A 15,315-nucleotide genomic window follows, 5' to 3' on the forward strand; every position below is an offset into this window, starting at 1 on the left:
GCGCGGACTAGGCAGGCGTCAACCCCGCGAACTTGACGAGCAGGCGCTTGGCGCCCGCGCCGTCGAAGACCACCGTCACCTCGGCGCGCGCCCCCTCGCCCGTCACGCCCACGACCTTGCCGAACCCGAACTTCGGGTGTCTCACGCGCTCGCCGCCGCGGAGCGTCAGGCCGCCCGCCGCCGACGCCCCGGCCGGGGCGGGGGCCACGGGCGGCCGCCACACGTCGCGCGAGAACTTGCCCGCCGCCGCGGGGTCCGCGAACCGCTGGCCGAAGACGTCCGTCTCGGCGAGGAGCGCGCGCGGGATGTCGTCCAGGAACCGGCTGGGTCGCGCGGGTTCGGTGCGGCCGAACGTCATGCGCGCCTCGCAGTGGACCAGGTAGAGCTCCTCCTGGGCCCGCGTGACGCCTACGTAGAGGAGCCTCCGCTCCTCCTCGATGTCGAGTAGCGAGGCGGTGGAGCTGCGGTGCGGCAGCAGCCCCTCCTCCATGCCGACGAGGAACACGACGGGGAACTCGAGCCCCTTGGCGTTGTGAAGCGTCATCAGCGTGACGGCGTCGTCGACCCTCTCGCCGTTGACCGCTTCGACGGCGCGGTCGTCGTTGCTGCCCAGAAGCGCCGCCTCGTCGAGGAAGTCGGCGATGGAGCCGCCCTGCTCGTCCTGCCACTCCGTGATGGCCGACAGGAGCTCCGCCAGGTTCTCGAGTCGCCCCTCCGCCTCGTGCGTGGCCTCGGCCTTCAGCGCGGCCTCGTAGCCGGAGGCGTCGTAGACGAACTTGAGGAAGTTGGCGGCCGGCAGCTCGTCCGCGGCCGCCGCGAGGTCGCCCATCAGCTCCACGAACTCGGTCACGCGCTTGGCGCCGGGCGTGCCGGCCAGCACCTCCTCGGCGGCGCGGCAGGCGGCGGAGAACGGCTCGCCCCGACGGGCCGCCCACGCGACAAGGCGCTCCTCGCTCGTGGCGCCGATGCCACGCTTCGGCCGGTTGATCACCCGGCGCCACGCCACGTCGTCGTCGGGGTTGAGCGCGGCGCGCGCGTACGCGAGGACGTCCTTGACCTCGCGGCGCTCGTAGAAGCCCACGCCCCCCACGATGCGCGCCGGGATGGCGGCGCGCCGCAACGCCTCCTCCAGGGCCCGCGACTGCGAGTTGGTGCGGTAGAGGACGGCGAACGCCTCGAACGGCAGGTCGCGCTCGGCGCGCAGGCGCTCGACCGTGCGCGCAACGAACTCCGCCTCGGCGCGGTGGTCGGCCGCGCGGTAGAGCCGAACCTGCTCCCCGTCGCCCTTCACCGGCTTGAGGCTCTTCTCGATGCGCCCCTGGTTGTGGCCGATGATGGCGTTGGCGACCTTGAGCACGCTGCCGACGGAACGGTAGTTGAGCTCGAGCCGGTAGACCTCCGCGCCGGGGTGGTCGCTCTGGAAGTCGAGGATGTTGCGCACGTCGGCGCCGCGGAACGCGTAGATGCTCTGGTCCGGGTCGCCTACCACCATGAGGTTGTCGTAGGTGCTGGCGAGGAGGCTCGTCAGGCGGTACTGGGCGGCGTTGGTGTCCTGGTACTCGTCGACGTGGATGAAGACCGCGCGCTGCTGGAACTTCTCGAGCACCTCGGGGTGGGTCTCGAACAGCTCCACCGTGCGGCCCAGGATGTCGTTGAAGTCGACCGCGTTGGCGGCGCGGAGGCGCGCCTGGTAGCGCGCGAACACCTCGTCGATCAGCTCGAGGCGGACGCCGGAGACGACAGGCCCCCAGGCGCGCTGCGCCTCGGCCGCGAAGACCTCGGGGCCCCACAGGTTCGACTTGGCGCGGTCGATCACCGCCCGCAGCGCGCGCGGGTTCGTCTCCGCCAGGCCCTGCACCGAACCGAGGATGTCCTTGAGCAGGTCGAGCTGGTCGCCGTCGTCGTAGATGGCGAAGCCCCGCTTCAGCCCGACGGCCTCGCCGTCGGCGCGCAGCACGCGCAGGCAGGCGCTATGGAAGGTGCTCACCCACAGGTCGCGGCCGGGCGCCCCGATCAGCTCCTCGACGCGCTCGCGCAGCTCGCCGGCCGCCTTGTTCGTGAACGTCACGGCGAGGACCTGTTGCGGCAGCACCCCGTGCTCCTGAAGGAGGTACGCGATGCGGTGCACGACGGTGCGCGTCTTGCCGGAGCCGGCGCCCGCGAGCACGAGCGCCGGACCCTGGAAGTGCTCCACCGCGCGGCGCTGCTCGTCGTTCAGGGGTGCCAGTAGGTCGTTCGCCAACACGGCCTCCGAGCATAACCCGGGTCCGCTTGGCGCCCCCCGGGGCGCGTGACGTCGCGTCCCCGGCGCGGGAACGGCGCCGCGGGTGTACCCTGAGCGTGGCATGAGAGCGGTCTGCTTCGACCTGGACGACACGCTGGGGCGGTACGCGTCCGACTTCTCCGCGTTCCTTGCCCTGGTGCGCAACGAGCTCGCCCTCCACCAGTGCGACATGAACGCCTTCGCGCGGCTCGTGTCGGAGGAGATGCGGCGCGACGGCCCTCTCACGTTCGAGCTCGTCTTGAGGCGCGTGTTGGAGCGGCTTCAGCAACGTCCACCCGCGGACCTGGCGGCGCTCACGCGCGCCGCGCTGGCCATGTACGCGGCCGACTACCGACCGTTGCCGGGGGCCGCCGAGCTCCTGGACCGCCTCGACGCGGCCGGCGTGAAGCTGGCGCTCCTGACGAACGGCCCCGACGACATGCAGCGCGCCGCGCTCGCCGCGCTCGGGTTCGAGGGGCACTTCCGGGCGGTGCTGGTGTCGGGCGACCGCGACGTGGCGGCACGCAAGCCCGCGCCGCGCATCTTCTCCCTCGCCTGCACGGCGCTGGAGGTGACGCCAGAGGAGGCCGTAATGGTCGGCGACGACCTCGACGCCGACGTCGCGGGGGCGCTCGACTTCGGAATGGGAGCGGTGCTGGTCGGCCCGCTGGCCGAGGCGGGCGGGGGCGCGGCGCCGAGCGCGCCGGCGCTGTGGCGCGCCCGCGACCTCGCCGAGGTGGGTAGGCTACTGGCGGAGCCGAGTAGAATGGCGCCATGAGCGAGAACGACAAGGCGTTCTACCGGTCCTGGGCGGAGCTGCTCGACTGGATGCGCGAGTACGCGGCCCAGCGAGAGGGCGTCGAGTTCGTGAAGCAGGCGGACTTCGTCGACTACATCTCCCGCATGTCGCGCCCCTACGACCTACCCACCACCATCATGTCCGCGAGCCTCTCGCGGCCGCCCGACGAGCCGGTCCTCCTCGTCAGCGCCAGCCCGCGGCACTCCAAGGTCAAGGAGATCGTGCTGCACCCGTTCCAGTCGCACGTCTACCGCAAGCTGACGCCGGCGGCGGACGGCGCTGGCTTCGTCGAGGGGCCGCGCCGCTTCACGAAGGAACTGTTGTTCCGCCTGGCCGACGAACTGTTCGCGGTCGCACTGGCCTGACGAGTCTCAGGGGTTCAGGCGCTCCGCCACCCGCGTCGCCAGGGTCGCGGCTCGCAGGAACCCCCTGCCGCCGAGGGCGCCGAGCAGGTACGTGCGGGCCGTGAGGCGCCGCGCCACGGGCTCGCCCGAGGCTCGCTTGGCGCGCGCCCCGCGCCAGCGCTCGACCTCGGTGGCCTGCGCCACGGCGGGAACCTGCCATGCCAGGGCGCGCGTAAGCGGGTGGGCGCCCTCCGCGTCGTCGGCCGTCGGCGGCGTCGCCGAGTGACCTCCGCTCACGAGGGCGACCCCGGGCCCGAAGGCGGCCACGACGCTGCCGGCCAGCGGGTATGGCGGCGTCGCCGTGGTGGTCAGGACGACCGCCTCGCCCCAGACGGTCTCCAGGCGCGGCAGGCGCAACCACGGCGGCCGGGCCGCCCCGAGGCAGAGCGCGACGCGCCGCGCTCGTATGGGTCCGGCCGTGGTCTCCACCGCGACTGCCGTCGGTTCCTCCAGCAAGCCGGTGACGCCCACCCCTCGCGCCGTCGGTGCGCCCAGCGCCGCGGCCGACGCAGCCAAGGCGGCGAGCAGGAGCGGGGGACTCACCCAACCGCCGGCGCGCACGAGCAGCGCGCCGAAGGGGGCGTGGTAGTCGCCCGGCACCTCGGCGGCGGGCAGCCAGGTGGCGCCGCTCGCCGGCTCGTCGGCGAGGCGTTGCCAGCCGCGCGCCTGACGCGGGTTGTCCGCCACGCGCAGCACGCCGGACCTACGCGCGCCGGTGGCCCACCCCTCCGCCGCCAGGGCGTCCGTGAGCGCCCAGAAGTCGGTGAGGCCGGCGCGGTCGGCGGGGGAGGCCTTGGCGCTGCGGCCGCGGTTCGGGTTGAGGAGGGCGGCGGGCACGCTCGAGGCGCCGGCCGCCGCCCCCACGCCCTCGTCCACCAGCAGGCAGTCGGCGCCGCGGCGCGCCAGAGCGTGCAGGAGGGTGGCGCCCGCCACGCCGCCGCCCACCACGAGCACGTCGACGTCGCGGCGGGGCAGATGGCCGGTCACGCGCCGTCCGCCGGGCGGCGCGCCACGAGGACGGCGCGCTTGCCGCCGGCGGGGCCCGGCACGCGCTCGACGAGCAGCCCGTGCCCCGCCAGCGCCCGCCGCACCGCGCCAGCAACGCAGAAGCTGACCAGCGCCCCGCCAGGTTCCAGCCGCGCGGCGAGGCGGCCGAGGAAGCCGGGGGTCCAGAGCTCCGGCGCCGTGGCCGGGCTGAAGGCGTCGTGGTAGACGGCGTGGACGCGTCGGTCCTCGCGGCCGTCCCACGCGCCCGTCGTTGCGTCGCCCACGACCAACTCCAAGTGCACGCCTCCGTGCGCGAACACGTAGCGGCCCGCGGGCACCGCCTCGCCCAGCCGCTCGCGCCACGCCAGCAGCGCCGGGGGCAGCGGCGAGGGCGCCAACAGGTCCGCGTAACCCAGTGCCGCCAGCGCGGAGGTGGGCGGCGGCGCCAGTTCGAGGGCCAGGTAGTCGAGGCGAGCGCCGCCTGCGGCGGCGGCCGCGGCGGTGACGAGGAAGTTGAGGCCGGCGCCGAACCCGACCTCGAGGACGCGCGTCGGCGCGCCCGCGGCGAGGCGGACCCCCGCCCCGCTGCCGCCCAGGTACACCGCGCGCGCCTCAGTCACGGCCCCGTGGCGCGACTTGTAACCCTCGCCCCCCTCGCCCACGAGGGTGCGCGAGCCGTCGCCGGTGACGATCCACCCCGGTGTGGTTCCGTTCACGGCGCGATGCTACCGCCGCGGCGCGGCCGGTGGTGCCGGCATGAGGCCCGGGTGGCAAGGTTCTCACCATGTCGGCGGCTAGACTCCGGCGTCCGGTGCGTCCGGGCAGAATGAAGGTGGATGGTGCGCTTCTTCGAACTCGCCGGGAGCGCGGTCGCCGAGACCTACCGGGCGGTGGTCGCCTGGCTCCGCGACCAGCTGGCCGCCATGGGCGGCGGGTCCCTCGACCCGCGCACGTGGGGGAGCCCGGCGTGGGTGGGCCTGGTCGTCGCCGCGTTGCTCGTTGCGCTGGCGGCGGCGTGGCGCGCCCGCCTGCGCGCCCGCCGCCGGCTGCCGGAGATGCTGATCTCGCACGGCGAGATAAGGGTGGGCGAGCACGACGACCGGCCGGGCGGCGAGCACGCCACGTCGTTCGCGAGCGGCGCCGGGGTCGTCACCGGCCGGGAGCCTCACTACCTGCAGTTGGCTCTCTCGAACCTGAACCCGTACCCGGTCCAGCTGATCGAGCTCGCGGTGCGCACCCGCGGCGGTCGGTTGCCGGTGGTGGCCGAGGCGGGCGCCGTCGTGCCGCCGCACGGCGCCGTCGACGTGGCGGCGGACCTCTTCGACGTGGCGGGCGAGGCCGTGACCGTCGAGCTGTACCTCTTCAGCGGTCGCGTGAGGGGCCGCACCTTCAGGCTGACGGCGCCGCTCGAGTGGGAGCCGTGGTCGAGCCGCTACCGCATCCGGGCGCTGGACGGCCGCAGCGAGGGCGTGGCGCGGCTGGCGTCGGCGGAGCGGCGCGCCGGCGAGCGGCACGCGTTCGAGGCCGCGAAGCGCAGGGAGCGGCGGCGCGAACTGGCGCGGTTGGCGCGGGAACGCACGGAGAGCCTGCGGCGGCAGGTCGAGGAGTACCGCGTGGCGCGGGCGGAGCGTAGCCGCGCCGCGGCGGAGGTGGCCGACGCGGCCGTGAGTGGGGTGGTGGCGGTGGACGACACGCGGCGCCGCGCGGCCGTGGGGCAGGACGGCGCCACGGTCGTCCCGGTCCAGGCGCACCCGCCTCCCGCGGAACAGCCGAGCGAGCCCAGGCCGGAGCTACGCTTCCCCGACGAGTTCTGAGCTGGGCGCCGGTGCCTTATGCTGGGCCGCCGGAGGCACCACCATGAAGATCGAGCGTGTCGAACTGCGGGAGCTCGCCGTCGACCTCAAGTTCCGTTTCGAGACCAGCTTCGGCGTCGAGCGCGACCTGCACAAGGTGCTGCTGGTGTTGCGCTCCGGCGGGCTGGAGGGCTACGGCGAGGTCACCGCGAACCGCGTGCCCGGTTACAGCTACGAGACGGCGGCGGTGGCGTGGACGGCGCTGACCGAGTACGTGCTGCCCATGGTCGTCGGCAAGGACCTCGCCACGCCGGCGCAGCTCCTGGCGGCCGTGAAGGGCATCAGGGGCCACGACATGGCGGTGGCCGCGCTGGAGACCGCGTTCTGGGACCTGCAGGCCAAGGCGGCCGGGTTGCCGCTCTGGCAGCTCCTCGGCGGCGTGCGCGAGGGCGTCGCGGTCGGCGCCTCGCTGGGGATCCAGGCGAGCGTGGAGGCCACGGTGGAGGCGGCGCGGCGTCACGCCGACGAGGGGTACCGGCGCCTCAAGTTCAAGATCAAGCCCGGTTGGGACGTGGAGCCGCTCAGGGCCGTGCGCGACGCGCTGCCCGACATGCCGCTCACCGTCGACGCCAACAGCGCCTACCGGCTGACGGACGCGGCCGTGTTCCACGCCCTCGACGAGTTGGCGCTCGACTACATCGAGCAGCCGCTGGCACACGACGACCTCGTCGACCACGCCAAGCTGCAGTCGCTCATCCGCACCCCGATCTGCCTCGACGAGTCGGTGCACTCGGCGGCCGACGCCCGCAAGGGCCTCGCCCTCGACGCGGGCCGGGTGATCAACGTGAAGCTCGGGCGCGTGCGGGGGCATCTGGAGGCCAGGCGCGTGCACGACGTGGCGTTGGCGTTCGGGGCGCCCGTGTGGTGCGGCGGCATGCTCGAACTCGGAGTCGGCCGCGCCCACAACCTGCACATGAGCAGCCTCGAGGGCTTCACCCTGCCGGGTGACACGGCGAGCGCCTCCCGCTACTGGGGCGACGACGACATCGTCGAGGAGCGGCTCGACGCCGAGGCCGGCTGGCAGCGGGTGCCGAGCTCCGGCCCGGGCGTGGGCGTCACGTTACGCCACGACCTCGTCGACCGGCTCACCGTCCGCAGGCACGTCGCCGGCGGTTGACGGCGCCCGCCGTTCGGCGGCCGGCCCGCCCCACGTGTCGGGTCGCGGGGTCAGGATGAGCCGCGCGTGGCGGTCGAACGTCAGGTACTCGTACGCCCAGCTGAAGAGGGCGGAGAAGCGGTTGCGGAAGCCCGGCAGGTAGACGAGGTGCAGGAAGAGCCAGCCGAGCCAACCCAGGAAGCCGCGGAGCTGCAAGCCGAGCAGGGCGGGTGACAGCTCGGCCACGCCGGCGTTGCGGCCGATGATGGCCATGCTGCCGAGGTCGTGGTAGCGGAACGGCGTCGCGGGGCGGTGCTGGAGCCGCCGCAGGATGGTGCGGGCAACGTGCTTGCCGCTCTGGATGGCCACCTGCGCCACCTGCGGCAACAGGCGCCCACTCGCGTCCGCGGCGCCGGCGACGTCGCCGACGGCGAAGACCTCGGGGTGGCCGGTGAGGCTCAGGTCGGGCTCGACCTTCAGGCGCCAGCCGCGCTCCAGGCCCGTCCCCAGGTCGTCGGCAAGTGCCTCGGCCACGGGGTGGGCGCGGACGCCGGCGGCCCACACGACGGTCTGGGTGGGGATGACCTCGCCGGAGCGCAGCACCACCGCGTCGGCCCTCACCTGCGAGACGGTCGAGCCGAGGCGCACGTCGACGCCGCGACGGCGCAGCACGCGTTCGGCGTAGCGCTGGGACCGCTCCCGGAAGGGTGGCAGGACCGCGTCGCCCGCCTCCACCACGACGACGCGCGCCAGGCGCATGTCGAGCTCCGGGTAGTCGCGTCCGAGGACGCGGTCGAACAGCTCGACGAGGGCCCCCGCCATCTCGACGCCGGTGGGGCCGGCCCCCACGATGACCACCGTGAGGGCGCCGCGTTCGACGAGGGAGCCGTCGGCGGCGGCCGCCTCGAAGCGCTTGAGGATGTGCGAGCGGAGGACGCCGGCGCGCTCGAGGCTCTTCAACACGAAGGCGTTCTCGCGCACGCCCGGCGTGCCGAAGTCGTGATACACGGCGCCGGCCGCCAGCACGAGGTAGTCGTAGGCGACGCGCGCGCCGCCCTGCAGCAAGACCTCGCGAGCGGCGGTGTCGAAGCCCACGACCTCGCCTTGGCGGAAGCGGAAGTTGGCCTGGTGATGGAAGATGCCTCTCACCTGGTAGGCGATGTCGCCGCTATCGAGCGCGGCGGTGGCCACCTGGTAGAGGAGGGGTTGGAACGTGTGGAAGTTGTTGCGGTCGATCATGACCACGTCGACCGGGACGTTGGCCAGGCGCTTGGCCGCATGCAGGCCGCCGAAGCCGGCGCCCACTATCACCACTCTGGGGCGGGAGGACATGACGACCTCCTTTCGCGGGGGCCGTCTCGACCGTCCTCCGTCGCGCCGCGGCCACGGTCGGGCCGACGGGCGGCGACGGGACGTTTGCCCCTCGTGAAACATTGTACAAGCGGCGCGTGCCGTGACCGTGTGCGGCGTGACCTACATCAGCGGGCCATCTTCAGGGCGACGCGGCGCCCCGTCGGGGTGTCGGCGAGGCCGCCCTCGCCCGTCTCCCTCAGCTCCGGCGGAAGCAGGCGCCCCACGGCGGCCATGGCGTACACGACCTCGTCGGGCGGGATGAACGACTCCACGCCGGCGAGCGCCAACTGCGCCGCCGCCACGGCGTGGACGGCGTAGAACGCGTTGCGCGACACGCACGGCACCTCCACGTACCCACCCACCGGGTCGCACACGAGGCCGATCGTGTTCATCAGGGCCTGGGCCGCCGCGTGCACGCTCGCCCTGGCGCTCCCGCCCATGAGCTCCGTGATGGCGGCCGCGGCCATCGCCGCGCTCGAACCGATCTCCGCCTGGCAGCCGCCCGTGGAGCCCGCGATGAACATGCTCTTGCTGATCACCTGACCGATGCCGGCCGCCAACACCAGCGGCATGACGACGTCCTCGTCGGGCAGGCCCAGGTGGTCGGCAACGCCGAGGAGCGCGCCAGGCACCGTGCCGGCGCTGCCCGCGGTCGGCGCCGCCACGATGCGTCCCATGCGGGCGTTCTCCTCGTTGACGGCCATGGCGTACTCCTGCACGCGCTTGAGGAGCGGCGCGGCCAGGGCGTCGGGGGCGTCATGCAACGTCTTGGCGTTCCAACCGACCATCCCGGTGCGGCTCGGCGCCTTCGACGCCAGGCCCCGTCGGATGGAGTCGCGCATCTCGCCCACGCGGGAGAGCATGGTGGTGAGCAGTCGGCTGCGCGCCGCCGCGTCGTCGCCCACGTCGTCGGCCAGCACGAACTCCGACGCCTTGCCGGGGTACTGCATGATGTCGGCCAGCGTCACGCCGGGCCCCCTTCCCCGGGAGCGTCCGTGGTGGACGCCGCCGCGTCGACGACCGCGTCGACTGCCATGACCGCCGGCAGGGTGCGGAACCAGTGGATGTACGGGAGCTCGGTGAGGTAGGTGACCGCGTATGGCGCCAGCGGCCGGTCGATCTCGACCGACATCATGGCGTGACCGCCGCGGCGTTGACGCGCCGAGAAGGCGGTTGCGATGTTGCCGTCGTCGTCGGCGACGACGCTGGCCACGCGCGCGATCACGCCGGGGCGGTCGGTGTGGAGCGCCAGCAGCGTGTGGTAGGCCCCGGTGACCTGCACGTCGAAGCCGTTCACCTGCCACACCTTCACGAAGCCCGCGCCGAGGCTCGACCCCAACACGGTCACCTCCTCCTCGCCGGGCGCGCCGGCCAGCTCCATCCGCACGCTGTTCGGGTGGATGTCGCCGAGGTCGGCGCTCGTGAACTCGTACTCGAGCCCCGCCGCGGCCGCGTGCGCGAACGAGTCGCGGATGCGCTCGTCGTCGGGGTAGTAACCGAGCAGCCCCGCCACCAGGGCCAGGTCCGTGCCGTGCCCCCGCGCCGTCTTGGCGAAGGAGCCGTGCAGGACGAAGCGCGCGCGGCGCGGCTCGACCCCGAGGACGTGGCGCGCCAGGAGCGCAAGGCGGCACGCGCCGGCCGTGTGCGAACTGGAGGGGCCGACCATCACCGGGCCGATCTGATCTAGCAGCGACATCCCGGCGAGTCTACCCGCGCGGCGAGGTCGGTTGGGGCGGAGGCGGACGGTGCCGGGGCACCGACCCACGCGCGGGCGGAGCGCCCCGTTAGGCGCTCCGCCCGCTTCCCCAGCTTCCTCGCCCATCTCGGGCGCGGTCCGGTGCTACTTCTTGACGCTGTCCTTCAGGCCCTTGCCGGGCTTGAACGCGGGGTACTTGCTGGCGGGGATCTTGATCTTCTCCGTGGTGCCGGGCCGCACGCCCGTCCGCGCCTTGCGGCTCCTGACCTCGAACGTGCCGAAACCGGTCAGCTGGACCTTCTTCCCCTTGTCGAGGTGGCCGCTGATGCGGTGGAGCATCTGGTCGAGGACGGCCTTCACGTCCGTCTTGGAGCCCCCGGCCCCCTCGGCCACCGTCTTGATCAGGTCGGCCTTGGACACCGTCTTCGACTTGGCGGACCTGGACTTCGGCGCTGCCTTGGCTTTCGCCATGCTGACCTCCTCCGAACTGCTTGCAGATTTGCCGCACTGTAGCAGACGAACCGAGGGGTGACAAGAGAAAAAGCGCTCTGCCACGGGGTTACTGCGGGGTCGACCGGCGGCCGTCCCGCGTGGGCGGCGGGCGATGACCTCAGCCCGGGATGAGCGCGTTGATCTCCTGCATGACCCGCGTCGTCAGGGCCGTGGCGTCGGCGCGCGACGTGCCGGCGGCCGCCAGGGCGGGGCCGAAGGCGACCCGGAAGTTCCGTCCCTCACGCCATATCGCTGCCGGCAGCAGCGGCGTGCCCGCCCGCTGCGCCAGGAAGGCGGCGCCGTCGAGCGCGGCGGCGTCGCCCGCGTTGCGGGTGCCCTGCACGAAGATCCCGATGGCCCGCCCCGCCTGCAGGCGCCGCAGCGCCTCCTTGATGGCGCCGATGTCCTGGCCCTCGCGGTCGACGGGGAAGGCCCGCAGGCCGCGCATGACGGCGCGCGAGAGCGGCTTGGCGAACAGCTCCTTCTTCGCCATGAACTCGAGCTTCCTGTTGATGGACACGCCCACGATGGGAGGGTCCCAGCTGCTCTCGTGGTTGCAGGCGACCACGAGGCCCACGCCCTGCGGCACGTGCTCGAGGCCGCTGACGCGGAGCCCGTGGAAGAGGGTCGCGTACGCCCTCACGACGAAGGTCGCGAACGGCATGAACCAGGTGGGCGAGAGGAGCCACTCCAGGAAGGACGGCCCGGCGCCGCGCTTCACCGCGCCCCCGTCACCGCGACCTGGCGGCGGCGGCAGCCCCGGCGCGGCCGGCGGCCGCCGCGCCGCCCTCGGCGCGCGCCGCGCGGCGCCGGTCGACGTACAGCGCCAGTAGGACCCCGAGCGCGGCCACGAGGAAGTGCAGCGCCACCCAGGTCGCCTCGCCCGTCCCCCACGGGAGCTCGACCTCGAAGAGCGGCCGCTTGGCGAGCTGCCACGCCGCGAACGCCGGGGCGACGAGCAGCGTTGGCGACGCCAACACGGCCGCGTAGCGCCAACCGAACTCGAGCCCCAACATGGCGAGCAGGTTGCCGCTCACCACCACGGGCAGCATGACGAGCCAGTCGGGGTCGCCGCCGATCAGGCCCACCGGCGGCGCCAGCAGCGCGGCCAGGTAGGCGGCCGGCATCCCCGCCGCCGCGAACGCCAGGTAGGCGGAGAGGGCGATGCCCAGGCTGCGGAACAGCATCGGCATGGGCGCGGCGGCGCACACCACGGCGGCCAGGAAGAAGAAGACCCCGGCGAAGAGGCGCTGCGGCATGGGGGGGGTGCGGATCATCGTGCGCTCCGTTCGTCGCGGCGGCAGGGCGGGGGACCGAGCCGATCAGCGAGTCGCATCGTACTGTTTCCCGGCCCGAGCGTCAGGCGACGTCGGCCACCTCGCGCAGGCGCGCGCGCAACTCCGGGACGTGGCGCAGGAACTGGCCGGTCGAGCTGGCGCTGACGTTGGCCACCTCCTCGGGCGTGCCGGTCGCGACGATGGTGCCGCCCCTGTCGCCGCCGTCCGGCCCGAGGTCGATGATCCAGTCGGCCGTCTTGATGACGTCGAGGTTGTGCTCGATGACCACCAGCGTGTTCCCCTGGTCCACGAGGCGGTGGAGGACGTCGAGGAGCTTGCGGGTGTCGTCGAAGTGGAGGCCCGTCGTGGGTTCGTCGAGGATGTAGAGGGTCTGGCCCGTGCCGCGCCGCCCCAGCTCGCTGGCGAGCTTCACGCGCTGCGCCTCGCCGCCCGACAGCGTGGGCGAGGGTTGGCCGATGCGCAGGTAGCCGAGCCCGACGTCCTGCATCAACTGGAGCTTGCGGGCGATGGTAGGGATGTTCTCGAAGAACTCGAGGCCCTCGTCGGTCGTCATGTTCAGCACGTCGGCGATGGAGCGACCGCGGATCTTCACCTCGAGCGTCTCCCGGTTGTAGCGCGCCCCCTTGCAGACCTCGCACGGCACGTAGACGTCGGGCAGGAAGTACATCTCGACCTTGACCGTGCCGTCGCCCTTGCACGCCTCGCAACGGCCCCCCTTGACGTTGAAGGAGAAGCGCCCCGGCTTGTAGCCGCGCTTGCGCGCCTCAGGCGCGCGGGTGAACAGGTCGCGGATGTCGGTGAAGATGCCCGTGTAGGTGGCCGGGTTCGAGCGCGGCGTGCGGCCGATGGGCGACTGGTCGATCTCGATGACCTTGTCGACGTTCTCGGCGCCCTTGATGCGGGTGTGCGCGCCCGGCTGGGCCTTGGCGCGGTAGAGCTGCCTGGCGAGCGCCGCGTGCAGTATCCCGTGCACCAGGGTCGACTTGCCCGAACCGGACGCCCCCGTGACGCAGGTGAGGGTGCCCAACGGGATGTCGACGTCGATGCCCTTGAGGTTGTGTTCCCGCGCCCCCTGGATGGTGAGCAGCTTGCCGTTCCCCTCGCGGCGGCGGGCCGGCACGTCGATCTTGAGCTCACCGCGGAGGTACTTGGCGGTCAACGACGCCTCGTCCTTGGCGAGCACGTCGGGTGGCGCCGCCGCGACGACGCGGCCACCGTGCACGCCCGCGCCGGGCCCCAGGTCGACGATGTAATCGGCCGCGCGCATGGTCTCCTCGTCGTGCTCCACCACGATCAGGGTGTTGCCGAGGTCGCGGAGGCTGAGCAGCGTGTGGAGGAGGCGCGCGTTGTCGCGCGGGTGGAGGCCGATGGAGGGCTCGTCGAGCACGTACAGCACGCCGGTGAGCCCGCTACCAACCTGGGTGGCGAGCCGGATGCGCTGCGCCTCGCCGCCCGACAGGGTGTTCGCGCTGCGGTCGAGGCTGAGGTAGTCGAGGCCGACGTCCTCGAGGAAGCCGAGGCGGGCGTTTATCTCGCGCAGGATGGGCCGGGCGATGTGCTCGTGCGCGCCGTCCAGCGGGTAGCCGGCGAACAGCTCGCGGCTCTCACGCACCGTCATGCGGCTGACCTCGGCGATGTTCCTGGCGCCCACCGTGACCGCCAGCACCTCCGGCTTGTAGCGCGTGCCGCCGCACTCCTGGCACGGCACGAGCGACATGTACTCCTCGAGCCGCTCGCGCACGGTCTCGCTCACGGCCTCCTTCAGGCGCCGCTGCAGGTTGGGGATCACGCCCTCGAACTCGGCCCTGAAGCGCATGGTCTCGCGACCGCCGCGCTCGTACACCACCTCGATGGGCTCGTCGCTGCCGTACAGGATCGTCTGGCGGGCCCGTTCGGGGAGCTCCCGCCACGGCGCGCCGATGTCGAAGCCGGTGTAGTCGGCCAGCGCGCGCAGCCTGTCCCAGTAGAAGACCTTGCCGCCGTCGCCGCGGTTGCCCGTCCAGGGGGCGATGGCGCCCTGCCCGACCGACAACGCCGGGTCGGGGACGATCAGCTCGGGATCGAACTGTTGGAGGTAACCGAGGCCGCTGCAGTGGGCGCAGGCGCCGTAGGGGGCGTTGAACGAGAAGGTGCGGGGCTCGAGCTCCTCCAGGAAGGTGCCGTGCTCCGGGCAGGCGAACTTCTCGCTGAACAGCTCGTCGACGCCGTCGTCGGGCAGGAACGCCCGCAGCAGCCCGTCGCCCTTGGCGAGGGCGAGTTCGGTGGACTCGGCGATGCGCGAGCGGTCGTGCGCGTCCAGCACCACGCGGTCTATCACGACGTCGATGTCGTGCTTCTCGTGACGCTCGAGGTCGGCGTCGAGCGCCTGTTCGATGGTCTGCACGGTGCCGTCGAGGCGCACCCGCGCGAACCCCTCCTTCTTGAGGTCGGTGAAGAGCTTGCGGTACTCGCCCTTGCGACCGCGCACCACGGGAGCCAGGAGCATGGCGCGCTTGCCGGCGAAGCGCTCGAGCAGGCGGTCGACTATCTCGCTGGCCGACTGGCGCTGGATCACGCGCCCGCAGACGGGGCAGTGGGGCACCCCGACGCGCGCGAACAGGAGGCGCAGGTAGTCGTGGATCTCGGTGACCGTGCCGACCGTGGAGCGCGGGTTGTGGCTGGTGGTCTTCTGGTCGATGCTGATGGCGGGGCTCAGACCCTCGATGGAGTCGACGTCGGGCTTGTCCATGATCCCGAGGAACTGCCGCGCGTAGGCAGACAGGCTCTCGACGTACCGCCGTTGGCCCTCCGCGTAGATGGTGTCGAACGCCAGGGTCGACTTGCCCGAACCGGACACTCCGGTGAACACGATGAACTTGTTGCGGGGTAGTTCCAGGTCGACGTTCTTGAGGTTGTGAGCGCGTGCCCCGCGGATGACCAGGTCCTGCAAGGTACCTCCTATACACGCCGGCGGCGCGGCCCACTCGGCCGGCGCCAAACGTGACAGTGTACCAAAGGGCCGCGAGACCCTTGTAGCTGGCGGCCGACCCCCGGCGGAGCGCTGCCCGGGCTGCTAAGCTAGGCTGCATACCAAG

14 protein-coding genes are annotated in these 15,315 nt (G+C 72.8%); 4 read left to right on the forward strand and 10 right to left on the reverse strand.

What is annotated here, in order from left to right; translation table 11 throughout:
- Positions 1-7 precede the first annotated feature (7 nt).
- Entirely contained in the window at positions 8-2,347 is a 2,340-nt protein-coding gene (locus H3C53_03655) for a UvrD-helicase domain-containing protein (GenBank protein ID MBW7915771.1), read from the reverse strand.
- Here H3C53_03655 and H3C53_03660 point away from each other — a divergent pair.
- Together H3C53_03660 and H3C53_03665 are read left to right on the forward strand one after the other, a co-directional pair.
- Positions 2,346-3,041 carry an HAD family hydrolase gene (locus tag H3C53_03660; GenBank protein ID MBW7915772.1) on the forward strand — a complete coding sequence of 232 codons (696 nt, stop codon included), beginning with the start codon at positions 2,346-2,348 and terminating at the stop codon, positions 3,039-3,041. The two genes, H3C53_03655 and H3C53_03660, sit on opposite strands and share 2 nt — an antisense overlap.
- Positions 3,038-3,427: an NADH-quinone oxidoreductase subunit 15 gene (locus tag H3C53_03665; protein ID MBW7915773.1), complete on the forward strand. Its 390-nt coding sequence runs from the start codon at positions 3,038-3,040 to the stop codon at positions 3,425-3,427. The genes H3C53_03660 and H3C53_03665 overlap by 4 nt, the downstream gene beginning before the upstream one ends.
- 6 nt (positions 3,428-3,433) lie before the next feature.
- Here the strand turns inward: H3C53_03665 and H3C53_03670 are convergent, their stop codons facing one another.
- Positions 3,434-4,453: an FAD-binding oxidoreductase gene (locus tag H3C53_03670; protein ID MBW7915774.1), complete on the reverse strand. Its 1,020-nt coding sequence runs from the start codon at positions 4,451-4,453 to the stop codon at positions 3,434-3,436.
- Positions 4,450-5,169 carry a tRNA (5-methylaminomethyl-2-thiouridine)(34)-methyltransferase MnmD gene (mnmD, locus tag H3C53_03675; protein ID MBW7915775.1) on the reverse strand — a complete coding sequence of 240 codons (720 nt, stop codon included), beginning with the start codon at positions 5,167-5,169 and terminating at the stop codon, positions 4,450-4,452. Before mnmD ends, H3C53_03670 begins: the two co-directional genes overlap by 4 nt.
- Before the next feature lie 120 nt (positions 5,170-5,289).
- On the opposite strand from mnmD, the gene H3C53_03680 reads away from it, so the two are divergent.
- On the forward strand, positions 5,290-6,267 hold the full coding sequence (locus H3C53_03680; protein MBW7915776.1) for a hypothetical protein: 978 nt from the start codon (positions 5,290-5,292) through the stop codon (positions 6,265-6,267).
- Between the two features lie 43 nt (positions 6,268-6,310).
- Positions 6,311-7,423: an o-succinylbenzoate synthase gene (gene menC, locus H3C53_03685; protein ID MBW7915777.1), complete on the forward strand. Its 1,113-nt coding sequence runs from the start codon at positions 6,311-6,313 to the stop codon at positions 7,421-7,423.
- Here menC and H3C53_03690 read toward each other — a convergent pair.
- The 7 genes from H3C53_03690 to uvrA form a co-directional block, all read right to left on the reverse strand.
- A complete protein-coding gene (locus tag H3C53_03690) occupies positions 7,367-8,734 on the reverse strand; it encodes an NAD(P)/FAD-dependent oxidoreductase (GenBank protein MBW7915778.1) in 1,368 nt (455 codons plus the stop codon). The two genes, menC and H3C53_03690, sit on opposite strands and share 57 nt — an antisense overlap.
- 146 nt (positions 8,735-8,880) lie before the next feature.
- Entirely contained in the window at positions 8,881-9,705 is an 825-nt protein-coding gene (locus H3C53_03695) for an L-serine ammonia-lyase, iron-sulfur-dependent, subunit alpha (protein ID MBW7915779.1), read from the reverse strand.
- Between the two features lie 14 nt (positions 9,706-9,719).
- Positions 9,720-10,451, reverse strand: coding sequence for an L-serine ammonia-lyase, iron-sulfur-dependent, subunit beta (gene sdaAB, locus H3C53_03700; GenBank protein MBW7915780.1), 732 nt, complete (start codon positions 10,449-10,451; stop codon positions 9,720-9,722).
- A 144-nt stretch (positions 10,452-10,595) separates the two neighbouring features.
- Positions 10,596-10,922: an HU family DNA-binding protein gene (locus tag H3C53_03705; GenBank protein ID MBW7915781.1), complete on the reverse strand. Its 327-nt coding sequence runs from the start codon at positions 10,920-10,922 to the stop codon at positions 10,596-10,598.
- A gap of 139 nt (positions 10,923-11,061) precedes the next feature.
- Positions 11,062-11,664: a 1-acyl-sn-glycerol-3-phosphate acyltransferase gene (locus H3C53_03710; protein MBW7915782.1), complete on the reverse strand. Its 603-nt coding sequence runs from the start codon at positions 11,662-11,664 to the stop codon at positions 11,062-11,064.
- Positions 11,665-11,674: 10 nt separating this feature from the next.
- Positions 11,675-12,220, reverse strand: coding sequence for a hypothetical protein (locus tag H3C53_03715; GenBank protein ID MBW7915783.1), 546 nt, complete (start codon positions 12,218-12,220; stop codon positions 11,675-11,677).
- 82 nt (positions 12,221-12,302) lie between these two features.
- Positions 12,303-15,170 (reverse strand): excinuclease ABC subunit UvrA, encoded by a 2,868-nt coding sequence (gene uvrA / locus H3C53_03720; protein ID MBW7915784.1) that lies wholly within the window; start codon positions 15,168-15,170, stop codon positions 12,303-12,305.
- Between the last annotated feature and the right edge of the window lie 145 nt (positions 15,171-15,315).

This window comes from Trueperaceae bacterium, from assembly GCA_019454765.1.
GTDB lineage: Bacteria > Deinococcota > Deinococci > Deinococcales > Trueperaceae > JAAYYF01.